The following is a 23,152-nucleotide window of genomic DNA, read 5'->3' as shown; positions in this document are numbered from 1 at the left end:
CTCAGCGCATTTCAGCACCGGATTCACAGAGCAGAAAGATGCTGGAACAGAGATCCGGGTATTGCTGACCGAGCATGTAGCAACCATCTAGATACTGCTGCGAGATAATGTCGGTCTGCAGCAGTCGATCCCACTGGAAGTTCGCCAGCGCCTTGAAGAAGATTCCACTGCGATGAATCACACGCAGACCTGCACGCGTGGCATCTCGTTCTAAAGTGTCGAGGGAGTAGGTGATGCGATGGCCATGCTCTGCCTCGGCTGGCGTCACGGCAGCGTTGTGCTCAATCAGCCCCATCTTCACCGCGATTTGGCGTGATGGTGCGTTGGCGTTTGGACAGACCAAGAACAGACGACCACCTTCGGCCAGCCACTCTTCGTTGATCCGTCGCAGCACAGCAATCGGATCATCAAGATGCTCTAATACATGGGTGAGAATAATATTTTCATAACGCCGCGGCAGCATCACGGTTTCAAACCGCCCATCAATGAATAATACCTTATCAGCAAGGCGCTCTCTGGCAATTGCTAAAGCTTCGCCCGAAGCCTCCACACAGGTAACATCATCAAAATAAAGAATCAACCTGCTGGTAAAATCTCCTCTGTAACTACCCAACTCCAGCAGGCTTCCATGGCGGAAAAAAGGTTTGAAGGATTGCACCATATAATGATGCATAACATCAAAATCAAAACCGTAGGCATATCTGTGCTCAGTGACATCACGCCCTTCGGCGTTGTAATCGCGCGACATAATTACCTCCTCATTTCCGGTAAATCCAACTGCATTAATAGCTGCTCGCCATCAGTCGCACAAATACAAAAGCCATTATTCTCGTATAGATGCCGCGTCGAAGTATTTGCCGCACTAACATATAAGCGAACCCTTGCAAGCCCCATTGTGGCCGCATGCTTGATTGCCTGTGCGAGTAGTTCAGTTGCAATACCCCGCCCGAGAAAATCAGCATCAACGCTGACATTACTAATGAAGGCCGTACCATCTCTATCATTAAGATAGACTGCGAGCAGGCCGACTAATGCATTGTGTGCCCATGCTTCAAAGCAACGAGCCCGTCCATGCAGTCGATGTGCATACTCGCTTAAATCGACTCGAATCGATAGCGGTGGCATGAAGCGCGCATCACAGCGCACAAGATGAGCCAGAATCTCCGCCTCACTTGCACACCCTTCAGTTAACGTCCAAATCTGTGACGTCATTCCAGCACAGCAAGCCCAAAACCATCTCGACCAAAAGAGTTCCCGTTGTAAAGCAGATAAACGCGACCATCGCATTCGAATAAATGCGGATAACACATCATTTCCGAATCCCACCCCGTGGCGGAAACGTCAATGCCTAAGCCTTCATCGTCGCGTACCCAGTGCAACATATCGTCCGACCAAGCGTGACCAAGTCGATAGCCGCGCGCGTTGTTGCTACGAAAATCGAACGACTGTCGATAACAAAAAACCATATGCCAACGCGTGCCGATTTTCAACACACTTGGCAAGGCTTGGCATTCATCTGGACCGATGCGATCAGAAATAATCTGATGCGCTTCTTCTTTTTGCCACGATATTCCATCGACGGATGTCGCATGGCCAATCTTGTACGTGCGATCCGGTGTCGATTCGGGCGTGAACTTATGCCATGCAGTACCATAGATATACCACATGTGGAACACTCCTTTGTGCACGCGCGTAAAACCGTCCCCAACAAGAAAGGGCTCATGTAACGAAGCGGAAAGCACTGGGCCATTTCCTAGCCGCTCAAAAGTCGCACCACCATCTTTGCTCTCGACCAAACCAATGCCAGTTTCAACCGCAACTGAGACGCGTCGGCTCCAGCCAGTTGTGTAAGCGAGGATCCGTCCGTCATGGCGTAGCGGGCTGATCGGAAAAACTCCGTGCTCGTCGAAGCAGCCTAATTGGCCGCGCGTCAACCCCAACTCTGGGGATATTCTAAGAACAGTCTGGAACGACTTATCAAAATCCGCCCAAGCGACCTGACTTATATACATGCCCGAGGGCTCACGCTCGCGCGAAGAAAAATAGATGCGCACAAAGTCGTCATAAATCAGCGCCTGTGGCGATTGCGCGAAACAGGAGCAATTCCCTGGCAGCGCATATTGCCCAGGGTCAAAAATCTTACCAAGTTTCTTCCAATTCAAAGTCGCCTCGCTATCTCGAATTGAGCGTCAGTCTAGGGTGCCATCAAGACGGGCAAGCCCGAAGCCCCAACGGCCGACCTGATTACCTAGATAGAGCATGTAGATAGTACCGTCCAATTCGAACACATGCGGATAACTGACCATCTCCGAATCCCAACCCTCGATGGAAACGTCTAGACCTGCATATTCGTCTTCGCGTGTCCAGTGCAGCAGGTCTATTGAATGAGCGTAACCAATTCGGTAACCACGGTTGTGGTTGCGATAGTCCGTACCATGACGGTAGCAGAAGAACATATGGAAGCGCTCGCGCCCCCGAAATACGTCCGGGCTCGCCTGTGCTTCGCTGTCTCCCAAACGTACGGGAATCAGATCGCGGTTTGCCTTGACCCATGTCCTCCCGTCATCAGACGTTGCCATCCGGATACGATAAACAGGCTCCGGGCGCGAGCCGTCAAGAAGCCACTTTCGTCCAGCGATATAGAACAGGTGCCAGCTCGAACCCCAGCGACGCAACTTTGGCCCACTTAGCACGAACGGCTCATCAGGTGAAAAACTAAGGATTGGCCCTGGTCCGGCTTTCCTGAAATTTTGACCGCCATCGTCGCTGTGGGCTAAGCCAATCGCGGTGTTGAAGGGGACAGATTGGCATCGTGTCCAGCCAGCATAGCAAGCGACCACCCGTGCCCCGTCGCGCACAACAGACACCGGGTAAGTACCGAATTCGTCGAAGGTTCCGGTATCGCCCAGTGGCAAGATGGGCTGCTCGGCAATAGCCAAGACACGTGTAAGGTCGCGGCGGTCGAGATCTACCCAGGCAGAGCGGCTTGTGTATTGTCCATCAGCATCAGCTGATGGACGGCAGGAAAAGTACACGCGCACCCTGTCATCCAGCACCAGTGTTGCCGGAGCTTGAGCAAACTCCTTTAGCCAGAGCCGATCCGTGACGTCCTGTGGGTTAAAAATGCGGCCGAGCTTGTGCCAGTTGTGTGTTGCTTTTTCCATCTGGGACGATATTAAACCAATTCACAACGAAAAAGGAAATCATCGGATATTGAAGTCAAAGAATTGAACATCATCACATCTAATATCGACAATGACGGAACAAATGGCAGATGAAATTGAGGATATTCACATGGATGTGACCGCAAAAATTTCAATTCCATACCTTCAGCATTAAATATTTCCTTCGAATACAAATCACGTCCACCGCTAGCATTGATATAGGTATCCGCGCCCAAATGCCTGCAAATCGCTAATACACGATCCTGACCCTTCAAATCATGATTAACATCAAGCGCTGAAGAGACGATCAAAGGCGTACCGATAGATAAATGACCACAGATCTCACGCAACGATGCATGAATGAAATTAAAAAGATTGAAATCACCAAAACCAACAATTCGTCGCAATAATGGCATCACATCGTTAAAATAAGGCGCCGCCCTATACGCCTCAGAGAATCGATTCAGAAACTTGATTCGATCAAAAACAGGGGCCAGACAACGATCACGAACATCGAGCGCATCGGAAGCTTTTTCTAACGGCAATGAAAACAACTCATCGCGCCCATTAAGCAAGTATCGATTGCGATTAATCCAACCCCTCTTGGTAAATTTAATATTGTCATAAACCACAAAAACATCTGCAGCCCGAATTAATTGAAAATAACCAATGTATGGCAAAAAATACGGCTGCATGATCGCGACCTTCATCGCACCACCCTATCAATCAACTTAAAATCAAATACTGACAAGGGAACGACATATGGCAGCAATCGTTTCGATTGCGCCGTGCTTAAGCGTCGTACCATTTGGCAGCACGACCACCCGCTCGGCCAATTCGCAGGTATGCGGCAACACCAGTCCCGCATGCGGAAACAAGTCGCGGTAGGGTTGCATCCGGTGACAACCCGGCCAAAAATATTTACGCGCCAATACATTTTCTTTATGCAAGGCATCAATAATGGCGTCGCGGCCGACCAAACAACCAGCGTCTACCTCCAATACAATATAGTGATGACTATTGCGTTCGCTGGGATCGAAGCTTAAAAGGCTGATACCTGGAATACCTGCCAGTGCTTCGTGGTAAGCGGAATGGTTATTTCTATTGCTCTCTACAATAGCATCGAAACTATCCAGATTGGCCAAACCCATGGCAGCGCACATTTCTATCATCTTGCCATTGGTCCCAGGGTGCACGACGTTGTCGTAGCCCCTGAAGCCAAAATTGCGCATCAAACGCATAGCCTCGGCCAACTCATCATCATTGGTAGTGACTGCGCCGCCTTCCATTGTGTTGAAAGCTTTAGTAGCGTGAAAACTAAACACCTCGCAGGCACCGAAGCTGCCAATGCTCTGACCCTTAAAAGAACTGCCAAAGGCATGGGCAGCGTCAAACATCAACTTCAGTCCATGTTCGCTTGCAATTGACTGCAGCGCGTCCACCGGCGCCGCACGCCCCCATAGATGCACACCGATAATTCCACTGGTGCGAGGCGTGATCATCCGGCGTACCGCTTCAGGGTCAAGGTTATGCGTTGCCGGGTCAATATCGGCAAACACAGGGGTAATCCCCTGCCAGTACAACGCATGCGCTGTGGCTACAAATGTCCAAGAAGGCACGATGACCTCCCCTGAGAGGCCAAGCGCACGAATAGCGATCTCCAGTGCAATGGTCCCATTACACATGGCCACACAATGCTTGACACCCAACTGTTTGGCAATGCGTTCTTCAAGCCTTTGCACCATTGGTCCATTGTTAGTGAGCCATTGGTTATCAAGAATCTGTCCTACATACGCAAGAAAAGCTTCGCGATTTCCAATATTTGGGCGACCAACATGTAGAGGGACAGGAAAAATCCTCCCCCCAACCTCCGATGCTGGATTAATTGCACGCTCGGATGATAATTCCTCGCTAGGCATACTATTTCTCTATGCGCTGATACATTAGAGAGGTAATTTGCTCAGATATCAAACCCAGCAAGAAAACCATTACCCCTCCTGTATACAATAATGCACTCATATTGGTAAATCGCCCCTCATGGACGTATGTCCAGCCATACCAGCCGCTAGCCAGCAGGAACATCAACAAGGCCACTGGGGCAAATATTTTCAATGGAGAAAAAAGTGTTCCAATCTTAAATATGATAATCAAAAATCTTGCACCATCACGAAACAATTTTATATGACTTTTCCCTATGCGCCGAGCTGCATGTATGGGCACATATGAAACCGAGTACCCGGCCCTAAAAAACGCCATGGTGCTTGTGGTTGGATAAGAAAAGCCATTAGGCAAAAGATATAGAAACTCAGAGAATTTATCAGCGCGTACCGCCCGGAAACCAGAAGTAAGGTCCTCCACCTGATGGCCCACCATCCAAGATGCAAGCCGGTTATACAGCGCATTGGCCAATCCGCGCCCAATACTGGCCTGCGAGCCTTTCTGTCGTGCACCCACAACCATATCGTAACCCTGCTCTATTTTCTCTAGCAGACGAGGAATATCGGATGGATCATGTTGCCCATCAGCATCCATAAATACGACGATTTGACCATTTGCCACTCTTGCTCCGGTTTTTATCGCCGCACCATTACCTTTTCCATACGGATGATAAATTACACGAGCCCCAGCCATTTCTGCTGCCGCAGCGGTCCCATCAGTTGAACCATCGTCAATTACGATAACCTCAATTTCTGGTTTATATTGCGAAATAGCCCGCAATGCCGCATCTACTGTGCCGCCAATGGCCGCCTCCTCATTCTTCGCAGGCAAGACGATTGATATACGCATCACTAATTTGTCGTCAGTATTTTAAAATTCTATCTCTTGAGGTGGTCTAGCTTCAATCAATGATTGCTGGATACCCAAAAGTGCATCGCGCATGCTTCTCAACGTCATGCTCCACGACATACGAAGTGATCGATTAGGCGCATGCTCAATCACCCTATCAATCCAATCTATTGCCTCATCAATACGCTGCTCTTGGAACAAGGTCGCCGCCACTATTTGAGCAACAGAGATTGTCGGAAAGTCCCAAAAAGTTAGCTGTAAATAATCAATATATCCACTCATGTTTTTCTTATTTTTCGCCATCAATGCCAATTCATAATAAACATGATGACGGACCCGTGTAGCGTGCTGAACTTGTGGACGCAGAAGAAGTCGTTGCAGAAAATAATGATACTGGGCCTCATCAACACCTGCACAAGCACCATCACGTACAGCCTCTCCAAAGGCCGCCAACCCAGTCGGAATTCCCCCGGGCGTACGCATTTTTTCAACTTGCTGCAGCAAAGTATCAAAACTTTCTTTTTGCTCACTTTCACTGCGATACCTGCATCGCAAAGGCATCATTTGGATTGCAACATCCACTGCATCAAACTTTTCTATGAATTCGTCTGCAAATGAAAACGCGGCATCATGGAAACCCAAACTGACGGCATCCTGTATGACAGATTGTGCTGCGCGAATCGAAGAGGGATGATTTTTTTGCCAAAGATCATGCGCCAAGATTGGCTGTCCCCAGAGAGAAGTAACCTGCTGTAGAGAAAAAATCAGATACGAAAGATACAATACAGCAAGAACATAAGGGACGACCTTTTTTCTAGCCACTTGCACCCCGTGGTTAAAAAGCAGCACCAGCCAAAAACATATCCCTAAGCCTGCCAAATAATTCCGATGCTCAAAATAAAGCTCCAATGGAATAATTGTGGATTCAACTTGGTGAGCTGAAAAAAACCACAGGACAGCCGCAATCCCAGTCCAACCAAGAGTCCTCGTCGATGGCGTTAATGCTTTGCGCGCAAGCCAAAATGCAGACGATAGAAAAACACACCAGGCCACAATAGCCCAATAAGGAGCCGCCATACTCCAATCATACAGAGTATGATTATCGTGAAATGGTCCCAAAAGCGCACTGCGCGGCAAAACAATCTGTCGAAAATACTCTATTGTGATCACAAACTGCGTGGCAATATGCTCATTCCAAGCATATCCTCGATACAGTTTAAAATTTTCAGTTATTACATTCCAGTTGGCCGCGGCATACCATACCATCGCTAAAGCCACTGCGCTGCCCGCCAGCATCAGCCAAATTCTCCACAGCCAGCCAGCCCCCCCCATTTGGCGCCCCCTCCAGCCACTAGAAAAACAAAAAACCTCCAGCAGAAAAACGAATGTGATAACTGTTACGCCATTTTCTTTAGCAAAGGCTGCTGCCAAGCCCGTTACTATTAGCCATATGGCAATGTTTGCCATTCCCGCTAGCGTAGGAACGCTACCACCTTGGTGCTGACGCAGCACCATGTATCCATAAAGAGCCAACAGCACGAAAAAGGCTGATACATGCGTCATGCGCTGTACAGGCATAAGTGCACTGCTTGCATGAATAGGCAGAATAAGCCAAAGCACCGCCACTAGCGCCGCCAACCTCTCCGCAAGAACCGAGCCGTTCACCAAGTGATGGCTGCTTAGTAAAATGCGACGAGCAAGAAGAAATACCAAAGCGCTATTGATGGCATGAAGCACCAATGTCAACTGCACGATCCCCCAGGGATTACCGGGCCAATCCGCATAATTAGCGACAAAGGTGATAAGCGAAACTGGGCGCCCCAATGGACCTGCAATTCCACCAAAAACAAAATTAACTAGCCCGGTCCGACTACTTACATCCGACAATCCCTTCAGATTAATTAAATCATCGAATTGCCAAGTCAAGCCCTGAGCCAAAGAGTAAATCCAATATACCCCTGGAAATACAATTACAGCAGCCACAAAAAGAAAGAGTCCAGACTCACTATTCCGAGGCTCAGAGCGCAAAGAATTCATCAAATCAATGCCCTTTTCAATCACGAAATGCCAAAGAGCGCCATTTATTTGCAAAAGTGCATTGCCCTCGCCAAGTCAAACTGCCATCATTATTAATCGGTGTTAGCGAACAGTTTTGACCACTGATATTAACATTCGCCTTACCACCAAAGGTTGCCGTGATAATACCCCCTGCTCCTATAGAAACCGTACTAACGTACGACCCTTTTATCGAGCTTGCTGCAGCAATGCCTGCGGAAGCATTCGACCCGGGAAATGCGCCACGTGCCGTCCAGAATTGATACGTACTTTCTTTCGCTCGTGACATGAGTACCGCACTCTCCGCCACTTGCGCACGAATGGTGTAATCCTGGTATGCCGACAATGCAATAGCAGCAAGAATACCAATGATTGCAACCACAATCATTAACTCAATCAACGTGAAACCCGATGCACTATCCGGTGATTGCCGCTTAAATTTCGCATGCCTCATAATTAAACTCCTAAATAATCATCCAGAGTACATGTGGCATTTTCAAAAAAAAAACCCGGCTCGGCCGGGTTTTTTTGGACCCATATGTGTCCGTGTTCGCACTACCCGAATTAACGGAATGCGTTTGGCCGCCACTTGGCATCAAAGGAGCAAGTACCATTCCAGGTCAAGCTGCCGCCATTGTCGATCGGGGTGAGGGTGCAGGTGCCAGCATTGATCTTGGTATTGGCTTTCCGGCCGTAAGTTGCAGTGATGACACCGCCAGCGCCCACAGCGACGCTCGAAACATAAGAACCAATGATAGAAGTCGAACTGGCGACGCCTGCTGAAGCGTTACTGCCCGGGAAGACACCCTTATCTGCCCAATAATCGCCCACACCATTCTTGGCACCACCCATCAGACTCATCCCCTCCGACACTTGCGTGCGGATGGTGTAGTCCTGATAAGCCGGCAGCGCAATGGCAGCCAAGATGCCGATGATCGCCACAACGATCATCAACTCGATCAAGGTGAAACCTTGTTGTACGGTACGCTTCATAAGAAAACTCCTAGGAAAATTGCACATGCAGGCATGATGAAGCATTTTTCATGCCATACGTCAACGCGTCACTGAATGTATTTCATGTAACTCTCGCCGCAGTCCATCAGGGCGGAGCGTAACAAGTTAGGTTCGTCAGGCCGCCTTCTGTCGACATTTTTGTCGGGCCATCGATCCGTCAACAACATTTTTGCTAAATACTGAGGACATCCCCCGCCTGCAACCACCGAATGTCATGCGGCGCATCAAATCCATGGGGCGTGCAGGCATCGAACCTCCGAATCTCTTCCATGATGAGCGCGGTTTCCGACGGCTTGGTGTGGGTGATGTAGATGGGACAGGGGCGCGCCGGGTTCAATTGCGCAAGCTCCTGCGCCAGGATGTGGGGCGCCAGGTGCAGGGCACGCTCAGCCAGGGCGCTTTCGCGGTTACTGAAGGCGGTTTCTATCACCAGCACGGCCATGGGAATCTGGTTCACGCGCCGCCAGAATGCTGGGTTGCGGCCCGTGTCACCGCTGTATACCCACCATCCCGCTTCTCCCTGCACGGCATAGCCCACGGCAGGGACGGTGTGCTCGGCAGGCAAAACCTCGATGGCTACGCCAGCGATGCGCAGCAACTGGCCCACGGCTACTGCGCTATAGCGAACAAATGGGGCCGCGCTGCTCGGGATACGGCTGAAATCGGGCCAGATGATGTTGTTGAAAACATGGGCCTGGAGCGCGGCGATGGTTTCGGGCAAGGCATGGACCTGCACGGGCTGCAGCCTACGGGACGAAACGGCATCCAGCATCAAGGGCAGCGCAGCGATGTGGTCCAGGTGGGAATGCGTCAGCAATACATGGTCGATCGCCTGCATCTCATCGAGAGTGAGATCGCCCGCGCCCGTGCCGGCATCGATAAGGATGCGTCCATCGATCAGGAACGAAGTGGTGCGGCAATCCCGGGCTATGGCCCCGGAACAACCCAGCACGCGGACTTTCATGGTTGCAGCGACCTTTACTTGGTATCGAAATGGGTGGCCCCATCCCAGTGAGGATCGTAGGGTAACACCCGCTGGACCTGCAGGCGCTCGGCATACAGATCCAGCAGATTACCGCCTGGTGGTTGGGTCTGCAATGCAGGCCAAAGTTCGTCACAGCGCGCCCAGTCTTGGGAGCGGAATGCCGCCAGCCATCGATGCCATGTATCGAGTCCCTGTTGTTGCGCTGCGTCCAGGAAACCCAACTCCCCCAAGGGCCGGAAAATGGCCACGGCCTGCTCCTTGCCCTTGACACATACGCGGTCGAGCTCCTGCCACACGAATCCAGGAGCCTGTGTCTGCGTTGTTTCGCTGACCACAATCTCCACGCCATAGACTTTGCAAAGCCCTTCCAGGCGCGAGCCCAGGTTCACGGCATCGCCGATCACGGTATAGCTGCGCCGGATATCAGAACCCATGTCGCCCACGCACATGGCACCAGTGTTGAGGCCGATACCCACCCCGATTGCGGGCAAACCGTGCGCACGGTGCTCCGCATTGAGCTGCTGCACTGCTTGCACCATGCCCAGCGCAGCCTGCACCGCAAGGCTGGCATGCTCCGGCGTGCTCACCGGGGCGCCCCAGAAGGCCATCACACAGTCGCCCATGTACTTGTCGATGGTGCCGCGCCGGCTGCGGATTACCTGCGTCAACCGGGTGAAAATATCGTTGAGCAGGGCCTGCAACTGCACCGGCTCCATGCGTTCGGACATGGCGGTGAAACCGCGCATGTCGCAGAACATGACCGTCAGCTGCTCGCTGGCGGCCCGCATGCTGTAGCGCTCAGGCTCCAGAACCATCTCATCAACCAGTTCGGGGGGAACATAGGTGCCAAAAAGCTGCGCCAGCCCCCGCTTGGCCCGGCTCTCCACGAAATAGCCGTAGCTCATGTTCAGCACATAGGCCAGCAGCACCAACGCCAGTGCAGCGGCCAGCGGCATGGCCAGACCGTGCGCCTGGTACAGCCACAGATTCAGTGCCGACAAGCTGGCCAGGGCGCCCGCGCTCAGTGCCACGGCCGGCCCCGCGCCAAGCAGCGGCAAGGCCAGGGCCAGCAGCAATCCCGTGCAGGTGATCTGCAATACATCGAACCCGATGGCATAGTCGGGACGCACCGTGCTCCTGCCATCCAAGAAACTGGCGATCACATTCGCATGCGTTTCCACACCAGGGTAGGCGCCGCCCACCGGCGTGGCACGCAGATCCTGCAGGCCCGGCGTGGTGGAGCCGACCAACACGATCAGCCCCTGGAGAGCCGCCTCCGGGAGCTTGCCTTCGAGCACATCGGATGCCGAGATATAACGGAACGATCCGCCCCGAGGGCCTCCAGGCCCCCGATAGGGAACCAGAACCGCCAGCGCGCTGTCCACGGGGAGCACCTGGGCACGCCCATCCTGGTGTAATTCAATGCCTTGCAAGGAGGCCACTGGCGTGTTTTCGCCCCCCGGAGCAAACCCCGGGCGCACCTCGGGCAAGCCCAGCAGAACGCGGAAGACCGCCAGCGCCAGCGATTCGTAGTACTGCCCCTGGTATTCAGCCAGCAATGGCAGAGAACGCACCACGCCATCCTCATCGTTCATGGCATTGAAGAAGCCCGCCACGGGAGCAGCCTCGGCCAACACGGCAATGTTGCTGCCATGGCCATTCCAGGAGGTTGCGCGCAAGGTCCTGCCCTGCAAAGAGGCCGCATCCAGCACTGGCGCAGGCAAGGTCCCGCGTGCGCGCCCGTCACGGTCACTGGTGAAGTAGTAGCCGAGCACGACATCCCGGCCCTTCAGCGTCCGTGCGAACCGCGCGTCGAAATCAAGCTCCGGGGCCAGTTGTTCGATCTGCGCGGAAAATCCACCTTGTCCCTGCAAAGCCCCTTGCGCAAGGCGCCGCAAATGGGCCAGCCCGGAACTGCCATCGGGCTCGGCAAAGACCACGTCGAATCCAACCACGGCCGCTTGCTGGCGCTGCAGAAGCTCCTGGGCAAACCGCGCCATTTTGTCCCGCCCCCAAGGCCAGTGGCCAATCTGCTCCAGGCTGTGCTCGTCGATATCGACGATGACAATGCGCTCGTCCAACGTACGCGGCATGGTGGCACGCAGCCGGGCGTCATAAATCAGTTGATCCAGACGCTCCAGCACGGGGATAGGCACTGCGCCCGTGGCGTGCAGCACTCCCAGCAGCATGGGCAGCAACACCACGGCCATGCGGCGCCAGCGCCGACGGAACCCGCCTGCGGCCCTGCCCAGCAAGTTCACATGGCCCTGATTGCGCATGGCAAACCTTGGGCAGTGCCAATATCAGTGGAGGGAAACCCGCGCCGTCAGCCCTGAATGAATTGCATGATGGTGCCGGCAAGCTCCAGCCGGTCGCCGTTGTGCAGTGGCACGGGCTCCATGCCAATGTGCGCGCCGTTGTACAAGGGGGTGTCCGGGCCTTCCACATGGGCCAGCACATAGCCATGGTGGCGCCGGGTGATGGAGGCCACGGCCACGCCCGGCTTGCCGATGGTGGTGACCACCTTGGTCAACGCCACCTCGCGCCCTGCTGCCGCACCGGACAACACGCGTATGGCTGCCGTCGGAGCCGCCTGTGCGGATGCCGCGGGCGCTGGGGCCGCAGGGGCCGGCCGAGGAGCAATGGGTGGCGGAACCATGCCCGGCTTGAAGATCATGGTCTTCTCGTAGTTCTCGGCCTCGGCATCATTGAGGAAGCGGATCTTGTACTTGCCCACCTCGACGGTATCGCCGTTGCGCAGGACCTGGCGCTTGACCGCCTTGCCATTGACATAGGTGCCGTTGGTGCTGCCCAGGTCCTCCACCTCGACATCGCTCTCCTGTTCGTTCATGTGGATCACCGCATGCTCGCCGCTGACGGCCAGGTTGTCGATCACGATGTCGTTGTAGGGACGGCGTCCTAGCGTGGTGCGCTCCTTGGTGAGCTGCACCTCCTTGATGACGACACCGTCGATCGAAACGATCATTTTGGGCATGACCAACTCCTGCTCTTGTTATGCATGTAAATAAATGAAAGCTATGCCGTCCGCAGCAGCCTCGACATGAAGCCGCGCCTGCTCCCCGTCTGCCCCGCCTGCACCAGCACCACGCTGATGTTGTCGCGGCCACCGTTGGCATTGGCTGCATCGATGAGGCGCCGCGCCTTTTCTTCCAGCGGCACATTGGCAGCCGCAAGGGCCGTGAGGTCCTCATGGCACACCATCTCGCTCAGGCCATCCGAGCACATGAGGTACAGGTCCTGCGGCTCGACCTTGAATTCGTTGATCTCGACGAGCACATTGTCTTCGACGCCCAGCGCCCGTGTCACCAGGTTGCGGCTCGACGACATGGCGGCTTGCTGCGGAGTGATCAGGCCTGCATCGATCTGCTCCTGCAGCCAGGAATGGTCGCGCGTGATCTGCTCCAGCACACCTGCGCGCAGGCGGTAGCAACGTGAATCGCCGATATGCCCCAGCATCAACCGGCTGCCCTGGAATACACCGACCACCAAGGTCGTTCCCATGCCGGAATACTGGGGGTTGGCCTCGGCCGCGCCCAGAATGGCCTGGTTGGCGTTGTCCACGCAGATCTCGATGCCGCGCCGCAGATCGAAGGCCTTGAGATGCTGCCCCGCCTCGGCCAACCACCGCGCCAGTTCCGTGCGGATGAACGTAGTGGCCATGCCGCTGGCCACTTCGCCGGCGTTGTAGCCCCCCATGCCGTCGGCCAGCAGCGCCAGCCGCGCCTGCGGGTCAACGCAGACAGCGTCCTCGTTGTTCACACGCACGCGACCTGGGTCGGTGCGCGCGCAAAACTCGTATGCCAATTTCACCGATGTCATTGCGCGCCCTGGCGAGTCACGGAAACAGGGGGCGCAGGGTCTTGCATCACAGTTTCTTGGAAATCCGCCATTTTCTGGTGCTCTTTGATATCGCTGTGCGCATCATAGTCCAGCGCCAATGCAGAATAGGACTCATCCACCCCCCCTTGGAGGACGCTCCCCGCACTGCGCAGATCGGCGGCAAACTGGCGCCCGGTCTGGTAACGGTCTTGCGGATTCTTGCGCAGCGCCTGCGCCACGATACGGGCCAGCTCCGGTGAAAGCTCCGGCCGCAGTTGCCGCACATCGGGCGCCTGCATGTGGGCGATGTTGTGCATCAGCTCGCTCATCGAAGCTCCGCGCAACGGCAGGCTCCCCGTCAGCAACTGGAACAGCGTCACGCCCAGGGCATAGAGGTCGCAGCGACCATCGACCCTGTGCCCGGCCAGTTGCTCCGGGGCCATGAAGCTGGGAGTCCCCAGCACGAGACCGGTGCGCGTCTTGCTGCTGTCGGTGATGCGTGCAATGCCGAAATCGGACACCTTCACCGCATCGGCGGAGGCATCGAACATGATGTTGGCCGGCTTGATGTCGCGGTGCACCACATTCTGTTGGTGGGCATAGTCCAGCGCATCGGCCACGCGCGCCACGATAGACACCACTTGCTCCACCGGCAGCAGATGGTCCGGCGTGGCGGCACCCGTGAGGTCCTGACCCTTGAGCAATTCCATGGCGATCCATGCCAGGCCGTTCTCATCGCCCGCGTCGTAGATGGTGACGATGTTCTGATGCTGCAGGCGGCCAGCTGACTCGGCCTCGCGGAAAAACCGCGCCCGCGCATCCACCAAGGCGCTGCCATCGAACTCCTGCCCCAGGGCCAGCGCCTTGATGGCCACCACACGGCCGATCTTCGGATCCCGCCCCTGATAAACCACGCCCATGGCGCCACGCCCCAGCTCCTTTTCGATCTGGTAACGCCCCAGCAGCACAGGCTGCGTGCCACTGGGCACCGCTGCGGCCTCCGCCGCCGCCGTGGCACCCGCCTGCGCGGCCACCTCGGACAACTGGCGCGCCCGCTTGCGGCGGGAGCGCGCCTCCTTGTTTTCCGGGTCGTGGCGCAGGATATGTTCGTACACCATGCGCGCCCTGTCGTACTGGTGCTTGCGCTCGAAATCCTGCGCCAGGTGCATCAGGTTGTCTTGCACCTGCGGCTCCATGGGAATGCGGCGCAAGCGTTCATAGGCCATGTCGAGCTGGCCCTGGCCCTGCAGCGCCAGTCCCATCATGCGGTCCGCCTCGTGTGCGCTGCGCTCCCCCTCCGGCAAGGCTTCTGCATCGTGCCGAGGCGCGCTTGCTGCATGCACCAGCCACCCGGCCATGAGCGCCAGCACGGGAAGCCCCAGATGCAACCATTGCGACACCTCTTGTAGCCACAGCCATTGCAGTGCCGCCAATGCACACGCCAAGGCCAAAGTGACACCCACGCCCACGCGTGGCGCCATGCGCGGCAAACCCAAGACCAGATACAGCGCAACACCCACCAGCAGCAGCCACATCACTGGCATGCCCCATGCCGGTTCGGTATAGCCATGCCCCTGGCGGATACTGGAAACCTGCTGCGCCAGCCACTGCACCGGAGGCTGGGCCTCCTGCCCTCCAGTCACATGCACGGGCGGCTGCACGCCGGCCGCCGTGGCCCCGATGAGCACGATACGGTTCTGCAGCCGCGCCGCGGCCACCTTGCCACTGAGCACATCGTGGAACGACAGCATCGTGGCCGGGGCAGGGTAATGGTGCGGGCGCAGCACGGCCTTGGAATTCATGGCCACCAGCAGCCCGCCCAAACGCAGGGCATGCTCCCCCGCCGGCTGGACCTCCGCCTTGCCGACATGCAGGCTGTGCGCCGCCGCCAACAGCGCCAGCGCTGGCAAGCCCGCGCCATCCGAGCGCAGCAGCAGGGGCACCCGGCGCATTGCGCCATCGCCGTCGGCCAGCCCCTGCAGATGGCCCACGCCGGCCGCCGCCTGCCCCAGGGCGGCCAGCGGGTAAACGCCCGGGCCGGCTGGCAAGGCATGCTCACCCGGATCGGCCAAGGCACTGCGGTGCACGAAAGAAGGCACGCGTGCCGCCGCCGACCCCGCACCCGCTACCGCCTGACGGCTGGCCAGGAACACATTGCCAGCGCGCTGGATACTGGCCGCCAGGCGGCCGTCGGCATCGAGGGCGCTTTCTGCTTCATCCAGCGTGCGTCCGATCAGCCCCGACAAGGCCGCGGCTTCGGGCGGCGCAGCGCCCAGCATGGAGCGGATCTGCCGCAGATAAACCAATCCCCGGTCGGTTTGCGGGCCGTCAAACAGGGTGGTGTGGACAATGGTCTTGGCGCCCGCCGCAGCCAGCCGATCAATCAGCTGGGCATGCACATCCCGTGGCCAAGGCCAGGGACCCAGGCTGGCCAGGCTGTGCTCGTCGATGGCAACGATCACGACTTCAGGCAAGGCCTGGCGCGAGCCACTGGCCGCCACCCCATCATAGAGGCGCCGCTCCAGGCCCTGCACCACATCGGTCGCGAGGTACAGAGCAACCATGGCGAGCACCAGCAAAAGGCTCCATGCCCCTTGCTTGTGCCATTGCACTGGTTTTCCTCCCCCTGCGTGACTGCCCACTCTCTGTGCCTCTGAATTCAGATTTGGTCAAAAATGCTAGCAAGATTTGCGCCGAACGATGCAACCACGTGTTTCACGGCCGCGCGACGCGAGCACGGCGTCTCCAGCGAACGTCCAACCGGGAACTGCCATTTTTGTCACCCAGAATGGCAAAAAGCGCCTGCAGCAGGTGCCACAGGCGCTTTTTTGGCGGCTGGACGCAAAGCGCCCGAAGCCCGGATCAGAGCTGTGCCTTGAGCAGCTTGCCCAGTTCCGAGGGGTTGCGCGTCACGACGAAACCGCACTCTTCCATGATGGCGAGCTTGGCATCGGCCGTGTCGGCGCCGCCGGAGATCAGCGCGCCGGCGTGGCCCATGCGCTTGCCGGGAGGGGCGGTCACGCCAGCGATGAAGCCGACGATAGGCTTCTTCATGTTGGCCTTGCACCACTGTGCGGCTTCGGCTTCATCGGGACCGCCGATTTCGCCGATCATGATCACGGCGTCGGTGTCGGGGTCTTCGTTGAAGGCCTTCATCACGTCGATGTGCTTCAGACCGTTGATCGGGTCGCCACCGATGCCCACGGCGGTGGATTGGCCCAGGCCGACTTCGGTCAGCATGGCCACGGCTTCATAGGTCAGCGTGCCCGAACGCGAGACCACGCCAATGCGGCCCTTGCGGTGGATGTGGCCGGGCATGATGCCGATCTTGATCTCGTCGGGCGTGATGATGCCGGGGCAGTTGGGACCCAGCAGCAGCGTCTTCTTGCCGCCGGCGGCTTCCTTGGCCTTCATCTTGTTGCGCACTTCGAGCATGTCGCGCACCGGGATGCCTTCAGTGATGCAGATGGCCATGTCCAAGTCGGCTTCCACGGCTTCCCAGATGGCGGCGGCTGCGCCTGCCGGGGGCACGTAGATCACGGACACGGTGGCGCCGGTCTGCGTGGCGGCTTCCTTGACGGAGGCGTAGATCGGGATGTTGAAGATCGACTCACCGGCCTTCTTGGGGTTCACGCCGGCCACGAAGCAGTTCTTGCCGTTCGCGTATTCCTGGCACTTTTCCGTATGGAACTGGCCGGTCTTGCCCGTGATGCCCTGGGTGATGACCTTGGTGTCTTTGTTGATGTAGATCGACATGTTTCTCGTCCTAGTCAGTTGGGGACAGAGCTAAAGATCTGTCCCCAAGGTCATTACTTAACGGCAGCGACGATCTTGGTCGCGGCTTCGGCCATGGTGTCGGCCGCGATGATGGGCAGACCGGATTCGGCCAGCAGCTTCTTGCCCAGCTCTTCGTTGGTGCCCTTCATGCGCACGACCAGCGGCACAGACAGGTTCACGGCCTTGCAGGCGGTGATCACGCCGGTGGCGATGGTGTCGCACTTCATGATGCCGCCGAAGATGTTGACCAGGATGCCCTTGACGTTCTTGTTCTTGAGCATGATCTTGAAGGCCTCGGTCACCTTCTCAGCCGTGGCGCCGCCGCCCACGTCGAGGAAGTTGGCCGGCTCGCCGCCGAACAGCTTGATGGTGTCCATGGTGGCCATGGCCAGGCCGGCGCCGTTCACCAGGCAGCCGATGTTGCCATCCAGGCTGATGTAGGCCAGGTCGAACTTGGAGGCTTCCACTTCGGCCGGATCTTCTTCGTCCAGGTCGCGGAAGGCCACGATCTCGGGATGGCGGAACAGGGCGTTGGCGTCAAAGTTGAACTTGGCGTCCAGGGCGATGAGGTTGCCCTTGGAGTCGCAGTTCAGCGGGTTGATTTCCACCAGCGACGCGTCGGTTTCCATGTAGCACTTGTAGATCTTGGCGAAGATGTCCACGGCCTGGTCGATGGAAGCGCCGGTCAGGCCGATGGCTGCGGCCACCTTCTTGCTCTGCTCGGCGGTGATGCCGGTCAGGGGATCGATCATCTCGGTGATGATCTTCTCGGGCGTGGAGTGCGCCACTTCCTCGATGTCCATGCCGCCTTCGCTCGAAGCGATCAGGGCCACCTTCTGCGTGGCGCGGTCGGTCACCAGGGACACGTAGAGTTCGTTCTTGATGTCGGCGCCGTCTTCGATGTACAGGCGGCGGACCTTCTGGCCTTCGGGGCCGGTCTGGTGCGTCTTGAGCTGCATGCCCAGGATCTGGCCAGCCAGTTCCTTGACTTGATCGATGCTCTTGGCCACCTTCACGCCGCCACCCTTGCCACGGCCACCGGCGTGGATCTGGGCCTTGACCACCCAGACCGGGCCGCCAAGCTTTTGTGCAGCTTCCACGGCTTCTTGAACCGTGAAGGCGGGAATGCCGCGGGGTACGGGCACGCCGAAATTGCGCAAGATTTCCTTGCCTTGGTATTCGTGAATCTTCATGAGGTCTCTCTCAGGAAAGGGATTTCACCCGGCTACCATGGTTGGAATGTCTGGCGGCGGGCGTGGGACATGGCAGCCTTCAACTGTATCATGTTGCGACGCACCATACCTTTTTCCAAGCTTACGCCGCCCGCGTGACACCTTGCAGGAGCAAAACATGTCCAAAGTATTCATCGACGGCGAGGCCGGCACCACGGGCCTGCAGATCCGTGAACGCCTGCAGGGCATGGCCGGGGTCGAGCTGCTGAGCATCGCCCCCGAGCTGCGCAAGGACCCTGCCGCCAAGCGCGCCCTCGTGGCCGAGGCCGACCTCGTGGTGCTGTGCCTGCACGACGATGCCGCGCGCGAGACCGTGGCGCTGGTGGACGACATCGAAAAGGCCACGGGCCGCGGCATCAAGGTGATCGACGCCAGCACCGCGCACCGCACCGCGCCGGGCTGGGTGTTCGGCTTCCCCGAACTGTGCGCGGGGCAGCTCGATGCCGTGCGCACCGCCACGCGCGTGGCCAACCCCGGCTGCTACGCCACCGGCGCCATCGCCCTGCTGCGCCCGCTGGTCGATGCGGGTTTGCTGCCCAAGGATTTCGCCGTGTCGCTGCCCTCCGTGTCGGGCTATTCCGGTGGCGGCCGGCCGATGATCGAGGCCTACGAGGCCGGCAAGGCGCCGCCCTACGAGGCCTATGCACTGGGCCTGGCGCACAAGCACATCCCGGAGATCCTGCACTACACCGGCATGACGCGCCGTCCGCTGTTCATCCCCGCCGTGGGCAACTTCCCGCAGGGCATGCTGGTGCAACTGCCGCTGCACCTGGACCTGCTGCCCGGCCAACCCAAGGCGGCCGCGCTGCACGATGCCCTGGCCGCCCACTACGCGCGCACCAACACGCCCGAGCAGTGGGTGAAGGTGCTGCCGCCGACGGACGACCTGAAGCTGGCCGCCGACACACTGGCCAACACCAACCAACTGGAGCTGCGCGTGTTCGCCAACGAGGAACACCGCCAGGCCGTGCTGATCGCGCGGCTGGACAACCTGGGCAAGGGCGCCAGCGGCGCGGCGGTGCAGAACCTGCGCCTCATGCTGGGCCTTTAACTGCTATTGATTCAATAGCTTGCAGCGCTTATTCCTTGGGCGCCGGAGGCTGAAAAGCCTTAAATCCCGGTCTGCGCGTCTTCGCCCTCGCCGCCCTGCACCACGCGGCGCACCACCTCGGCCGAGAACCCACGCGCCAGCAGAAAACGCACTTGGCGCGCGTGCTCCTTGGCGTCCTGCGGCGGCGCACCGAACTTGCGCTGCCACACCCCCTGCGCGCGCTCGCGCTCGGTGCCGCGCAACTGCTCCAGCGCCTGTGCCACCGTGGGGGCGTCGAGCCCCTTGGCCTGCAGTTCCTGTCGGATGCGCCGATCGCCCAAGCGCGCCGCACGGCGGTGCAACAGCGACGCGGCCACCCGCTCCTCGCTGATGAAGCCCTTGGCCTGCAGCTCGTCGAGCACGCGTTCGAGCTGCCCCGGCGCTTCCTCGTAGGGCGCCAGCTTGCGCAGCAGCTCGGCGCGCGAATGCTCGCGGCCCGCCAGGCAGCGCAGGGCCCGGCCCTTCAAGGACAGCGGTGGCGGGGCCATGGCGGCTCAGGCGGTCTTCAGTCCAGCTTGGGCTCGGCGGCCTTGCGGCCACGGCCGGTGGGCGCGGCCACCACGCCGTCGGCGACGTCGAACGTGGCGCTCTCCTGCGCCAGGGCGGCGGGCAGCAGCGCGATGCCCAGGCCCTCGCGCACCTTGTTCTCGATCTCGTGGGCCAGCTGCGGGTTCTCGCGCAGGAATTCGCGCGCGTTGTCGCGGCCCTGGCCGATCTTCTCGCCGTTGTAGGCGTACCAGGCGCCGCTCTTCTCGACGATGCGGGCATTCACGCCCATGTCGATGATCTCGCCCTCGCGCGAGATGCCCTCGCCGAACAGGATGTCGAACTCGGCCGTCTTGAACGGGGGCGAGACCTTGTTCTTCACCACCTTGACCTTGGTCTCGTTGCCGATGGCTTCCTCGCCCTTCTTGATGGTGCCGGTGCGGCGGATATCGAGGCGCACCGAGGCGTAGAACTTGAGCGCGTTGCCGCCCGTGGTGGTTTCGGGGCTGCCGAACATCACGCCGATCTTCATGCGGATCTGGTTGATGAAGATGACCATGCAGTTGGTCTTCTTGATGGTGGCGGTGAGCTTGCGCAGCGCCTGGCTCATCAGGCGGGCCTGCAGGCCGGGCAGGGCGTCGCCCATCTCGCCCTCGATTTCGGCCTTGGGCGTGAGCGCGGCCACCGAGTCCACCACGATCAGGTCCACGGCGCCCGAGCGCACCAGGCTGTCGACGATTTCCAGCGCCTGCTCGCCGGTATCGGGCTGGGAAATCAGCAGGTCCTGCAGGTTTACGCCGAGCTTTTGCGCGTACTGGATATCGAGCGCGTGCTCGGCATCGACGAAGGCGCAGGTGCCGCCCTGCTTCTGCATCTCGGCCACCACCTGCAGCGTCAGCGTGGTCTTGCCCGAGCTTTCCGGCCCGTAGATCTCGATCACGCGGCCGCGCGGCAGGCCGCCCACGCCCAGGGCGATGTCCAGGCCCAGCGAGCCGGTGGAGACGACCTGGATGTCCTCGATCACCTCGCCCTCGCCCAGGCGCATGATGGTGCCCTTGCCAAACTGCTTCTCGATCTGCGCCAGCGCGGCCTGCAGGGCCTTGGCCTTTTCGCTGTCGGGGGGCATGCTGCGGCTCAGGGGTGCGTTCATGGAAAACTCCTTGGAATATCGGTGGGGTGCCTTGGCGCATCCCTCTGCAATTAATTACAGGCTGGATGCTTGAACAGTAGTCTATCCGGTCATTTCCGGGCTCGCATCGATTATTTGGTCAGTTTGCCTTACCATCAAACCATGACTCCCCGCTCCCCACTCCCTGGCGACACCGCGCGGCACGACGGCTGGCGCCAGACCCACCTGGGCCGGCTCATCGGCCACGCGCTGCGGCGCTTCGACGCGCGCGTGCTGCAGCTCATGGCGCGCAACGTGGAGGTGCCGCTGGCGCTGTCCAACCTCGCGGCGCGCGACCAGGTGAGCGCGGCGCATGTGCACATCACGCGCCACCTCTCGCTGCACGGCGACCGGCTGGGCGACCTGGCCGAGCGCGCGGGCATGACCAAGCAGGCCATGGGCGCCCTCGTGGACCAGTGCGAGGCCTGGGGCCTGGTGGAGCGCGGTCCCGACCCGCATGACGCACGGGCGCGCCGCGTGCGCTTCACGCCCACGGGGCTGGCCTGGCTGCAGGCCTTCCAGGGCGCCGTGGCGCAGGCCGAGGCCGAATTCCGCGCCGAGGTCGGCGACGAGGTAGCCGCCGTGGTCGCCATCGGCCTGGAGGCCTACGCGGGCGGCAACAACCCGGCCTGACGCGGAGCGGCCCCGAACTCCTAAAATCGAACCCACAACAGGAGACACCATGCGCATCCTCATCGCCGAAGACGACCAAGTGCTGGCCGATGGCCTGCTGCGCACCCTGCGCAGCTCGGGCGCCGTGGTCGACCATGTGGCCAGTGGCAGCGAGGCCGATGCCGCGCTGATGACCAACAACGAATTCGACCTGCTGATCCTCGACCTGGGCCTGCCACGCATGCACGGGCTGGAGGTGCTCAAGCGCCTGCGCTCGCGCGGCTCGGCGCTGCCGGTGCTGATCCTCACCGCCGCCGACAGCGTGGAAGAGCGCGTCAAGGGCCTGGATTTCGGCGCCGACGACTACATGGCCAAGCCCTTCTCGCTGCAGGAGTTGGAGGCGCGCGTGCGCGCCCTCACCCGCCGCGGCATGGGCGGCACCAGCAGCGCCATCAAGCACGGCCCGCTGGTGTACGACCAGGCCGGCCGCGTGGCCACCATCGACGGCAAGATGATCGAGCTGTCGGCGCGCGAGCTGGGCCTGCTGGAGGTGCTGCTGCAGCGCGCCGGCCGCCTGGTGAGCAAGGACCAGCTCGTCGAGCGCCTGTGCGAATGGGGCGAGGAGGTGAGCAACAACGCCATCGAGGTCTACATCCACCGCCTGCGCAAGAAGATCGAAAAGGGCCCGATCCGCATCGCCACGGTGCGCGGCCTGGGTTACTGCCTGGAAAAGATCCCGGGTTGAGATGGAACACCCCCCTGAGCGGCTGCGCCGCTTCCCCCCGCTCTCGCAGCGCTGCGCGCTGCGGGCAGGGGGACGCCCCCAGCGCGGCGGGGCGGCCCTTGCGCGGGGGCCGCTGGCCTGGGCCGCGCCCGTTGCATACGCCACAGATGGAGCAGCACCAATTACTCCTGATTTAATAGCTGATAGCGCTTATCCAC

22 protein-coding genes are annotated in these 23,152 nt (G+C 58.8%); 3 read left to right on the top strand and 19 right to left on the bottom strand.

The window, feature by feature from the left end:
* Position 1 precedes the first annotated feature (1 nt).
* The 17 genes from D8S75_RS02135 to sucC form a co-directional block, all read right to left on the bottom strand.
* Positions 2-748 carry a class I SAM-dependent methyltransferase gene (locus tag D8S75_RS02135; protein ID WP_119964274.1) on the bottom strand — a complete coding sequence of 249 codons (747 nt, stop codon included), beginning with the start codon at positions 746-748 and terminating at the stop codon, positions 2-4.
* Between the two features lie 2 nt (positions 749-750).
* Complete coding sequence (locus tag D8S75_RS02130; RefSeq protein WP_157982578.1) at positions 751-1,212, bottom strand: GNAT family N-acetyltransferase; 462 nt, start codon at positions 1,210-1,212, stop codon at positions 751-753.
* The gene (locus tag D8S75_RS02125) at positions 1,209-2,162 is read right to left on the bottom strand and encodes a glycoside hydrolase family protein (protein WP_119964272.1); all 954 of its coding nucleotides are present in this window, start codon (positions 2,160-2,162) and stop codon (positions 1,209-1,211) included. Before D8S75_RS02125 ends, D8S75_RS02130 begins: the two co-directional genes overlap by 4 nt.
* A 27-nt stretch (positions 2,163-2,189) precedes the next feature.
* Entirely contained in the window at positions 2,190-3,164 is a 975-nt protein-coding gene (locus D8S75_RS02120; RefSeq protein ID WP_119964271.1) for a glycosylase, read from the bottom strand.
* 11 nt (positions 3,165-3,175) lie between these two features.
* Positions 3,176-3,874 carry a WbqC family protein gene (locus D8S75_RS02115; RefSeq protein ID WP_119964270.1) on the bottom strand — a complete coding sequence of 233 codons (699 nt, stop codon included), beginning with the start codon at positions 3,872-3,874 and terminating at the stop codon, positions 3,176-3,178.
* 27 nt (positions 3,875-3,901) lie between these two features.
* A complete protein-coding gene (locus tag D8S75_RS02110; protein WP_119964269.1) occupies positions 3,902-5,083 on the bottom strand; it encodes a DegT/DnrJ/EryC1/StrS family aminotransferase in 1,182 nt (393 codons plus the stop codon).
* Position 5,084: 1 nt separating this feature from the next.
* Positions 5,085-5,951: a glycosyltransferase family 2 protein gene (locus D8S75_RS02105; protein ID WP_119964268.1), complete on the bottom strand. Its 867-nt coding sequence runs from the start codon at positions 5,949-5,951 to the stop codon at positions 5,085-5,087.
* Positions 5,952-5,972: 21 nt separating this feature from the next.
* On the bottom strand, positions 5,973-8,012 hold the full coding sequence (locus tag D8S75_RS17355; protein WP_157982577.1) for a hypothetical protein: 2,040 nt from the start codon (positions 8,010-8,012) through the stop codon (positions 5,973-5,975).
* Positions 8,005-8,460, bottom strand: coding sequence for a pilin (locus D8S75_RS02100; protein WP_119964267.1), 456 nt, complete (start codon positions 8,458-8,460; stop codon positions 8,005-8,007). Before D8S75_RS02100 ends, D8S75_RS17355 begins: the two co-directional genes overlap by 8 nt.
* A gap of 110 nt (positions 8,461-8,570) precedes the next feature.
* Positions 8,571-8,999: a pilin gene (locus D8S75_RS02095; protein ID WP_119964266.1), complete on the bottom strand. Its 429-nt coding sequence runs from the start codon at positions 8,997-8,999 to the stop codon at positions 8,571-8,573.
* 193 nt (positions 9,000-9,192) lie between these two features.
* Positions 9,193-9,984, bottom strand: a complete 792-nt coding sequence (locus D8S75_RS02090) for a 3',5'-cyclic-nucleotide phosphodiesterase (RefSeq protein WP_119964265.1) — start codon at positions 9,982-9,984, stop codon at positions 9,193-9,195.
* Positions 9,985-9,998: 14 nt separating this feature from the next.
* Entirely contained in the window at positions 9,999-12,284 is a 2,286-nt protein-coding gene (locus tag D8S75_RS02085) for a CHASE2 domain-containing protein (protein WP_232828826.1), read from the bottom strand.
* A 47-nt stretch (positions 12,285-12,331) separates the two neighbouring features.
* Positions 12,332-13,000, bottom strand: coding sequence for an FHA domain-containing protein (locus D8S75_RS02080; protein ID WP_119964264.1), 669 nt, complete (start codon positions 12,998-13,000; stop codon positions 12,332-12,334).
* Positions 13,001-13,041: 41 nt separating this feature from the next.
* Positions 13,042-13,830: a Stp1/IreP family PP2C-type Ser/Thr phosphatase gene (locus D8S75_RS02075; RefSeq protein ID WP_198673128.1), complete on the bottom strand. Its 789-nt coding sequence runs from the start codon at positions 13,828-13,830 to the stop codon at positions 13,042-13,044.
* An 11-nt stretch (positions 13,831-13,841) separates the two neighbouring features.
* The gene (locus D8S75_RS02070; protein WP_119964384.1) at positions 13,842-16,409 is read right to left on the bottom strand and encodes a CHASE2 domain-containing serine/threonine-protein kinase; all 2,568 of its coding nucleotides are present in this window, start codon (positions 16,407-16,409) and stop codon (positions 13,842-13,844) included.
* Between the two features lie 298 nt (positions 16,410-16,707).
* Positions 16,708-17,601 carry a succinate--CoA ligase subunit alpha gene (gene sucD / locus D8S75_RS02065; RefSeq protein WP_119964262.1) on the bottom strand — a complete coding sequence of 298 codons (894 nt, stop codon included), beginning with the start codon at positions 17,599-17,601 and terminating at the stop codon, positions 16,708-16,710.
* A gap of 53 nt (positions 17,602-17,654) precedes the next feature.
* Positions 17,655-18,815 (bottom strand): ADP-forming succinate--CoA ligase subunit beta, encoded by a 1,161-nt coding sequence (gene sucC, locus D8S75_RS02060; RefSeq protein WP_119964261.1) that lies wholly within the window; start codon positions 18,813-18,815, stop codon positions 17,655-17,657.
* Between the two features lie 157 nt (positions 18,816-18,972).
* Here sucC and argC point away from each other — a divergent pair, with 157 nt between their 5' ends.
* A complete protein-coding gene (gene argC, locus D8S75_RS02055; protein ID WP_119964260.1) occupies positions 18,973-19,905 on the top strand; it encodes an N-acetyl-gamma-glutamyl-phosphate reductase in 933 nt (310 codons plus the stop codon).
* A gap of 59 nt (positions 19,906-19,964) precedes the next feature.
* Here the strand turns inward: argC and recX are convergent, their stop codons facing one another.
* Together recX and recA are read right to left on the bottom strand one after the other, a co-directional pair.
* Complete coding sequence (gene recX / locus D8S75_RS02050; RefSeq protein WP_119964259.1) at positions 19,965-20,432, bottom strand: recombination regulator RecX; 468 nt, start codon at positions 20,430-20,432, stop codon at positions 19,965-19,967.
* Positions 20,433-20,449: 17 nt separating this feature from the next.
* A complete protein-coding gene (gene recA, locus D8S75_RS02045; protein WP_198673127.1) occupies positions 20,450-21,556 on the bottom strand; it encodes a recombinase RecA in 1,107 nt (368 codons plus the stop codon).
* Between the two features lie 165 nt (positions 21,557-21,721).
* Here recA and D8S75_RS02040 point away from each other — a divergent pair, with 165 nt between their 5' ends.
* Together D8S75_RS02040 and D8S75_RS02035 are read left to right on the top strand one after the other, a co-directional pair.
* On the top strand, positions 21,722-22,231 hold the full coding sequence (locus D8S75_RS02040; RefSeq protein WP_119964257.1) for a MarR family winged helix-turn-helix transcriptional regulator: 510 nt from the start codon (positions 21,722-21,724) through the stop codon (positions 22,229-22,231).
* A gap of 49 nt (positions 22,232-22,280) precedes the next feature.
* Positions 22,281-22,955, top strand: coding sequence for a response regulator (locus D8S75_RS02035; RefSeq protein ID WP_119964256.1), 675 nt, complete (start codon positions 22,281-22,283; stop codon positions 22,953-22,955).
* Positions 22,956-23,152: the final 197 nt, after the last annotated feature.

It is taken from the genome of Simplicispira lacusdiani, assembly GCF_003604195.1.
Classification (GTDB): Bacteria; Pseudomonadota; Gammaproteobacteria; order Burkholderiales; family Burkholderiaceae_C; genus Simplicispira; species Simplicispira lacusdiani.
Note: the sequence above shows the minus strand (reverse complement) of the source record. Positions and strands in the feature narration are given on the sequence as shown.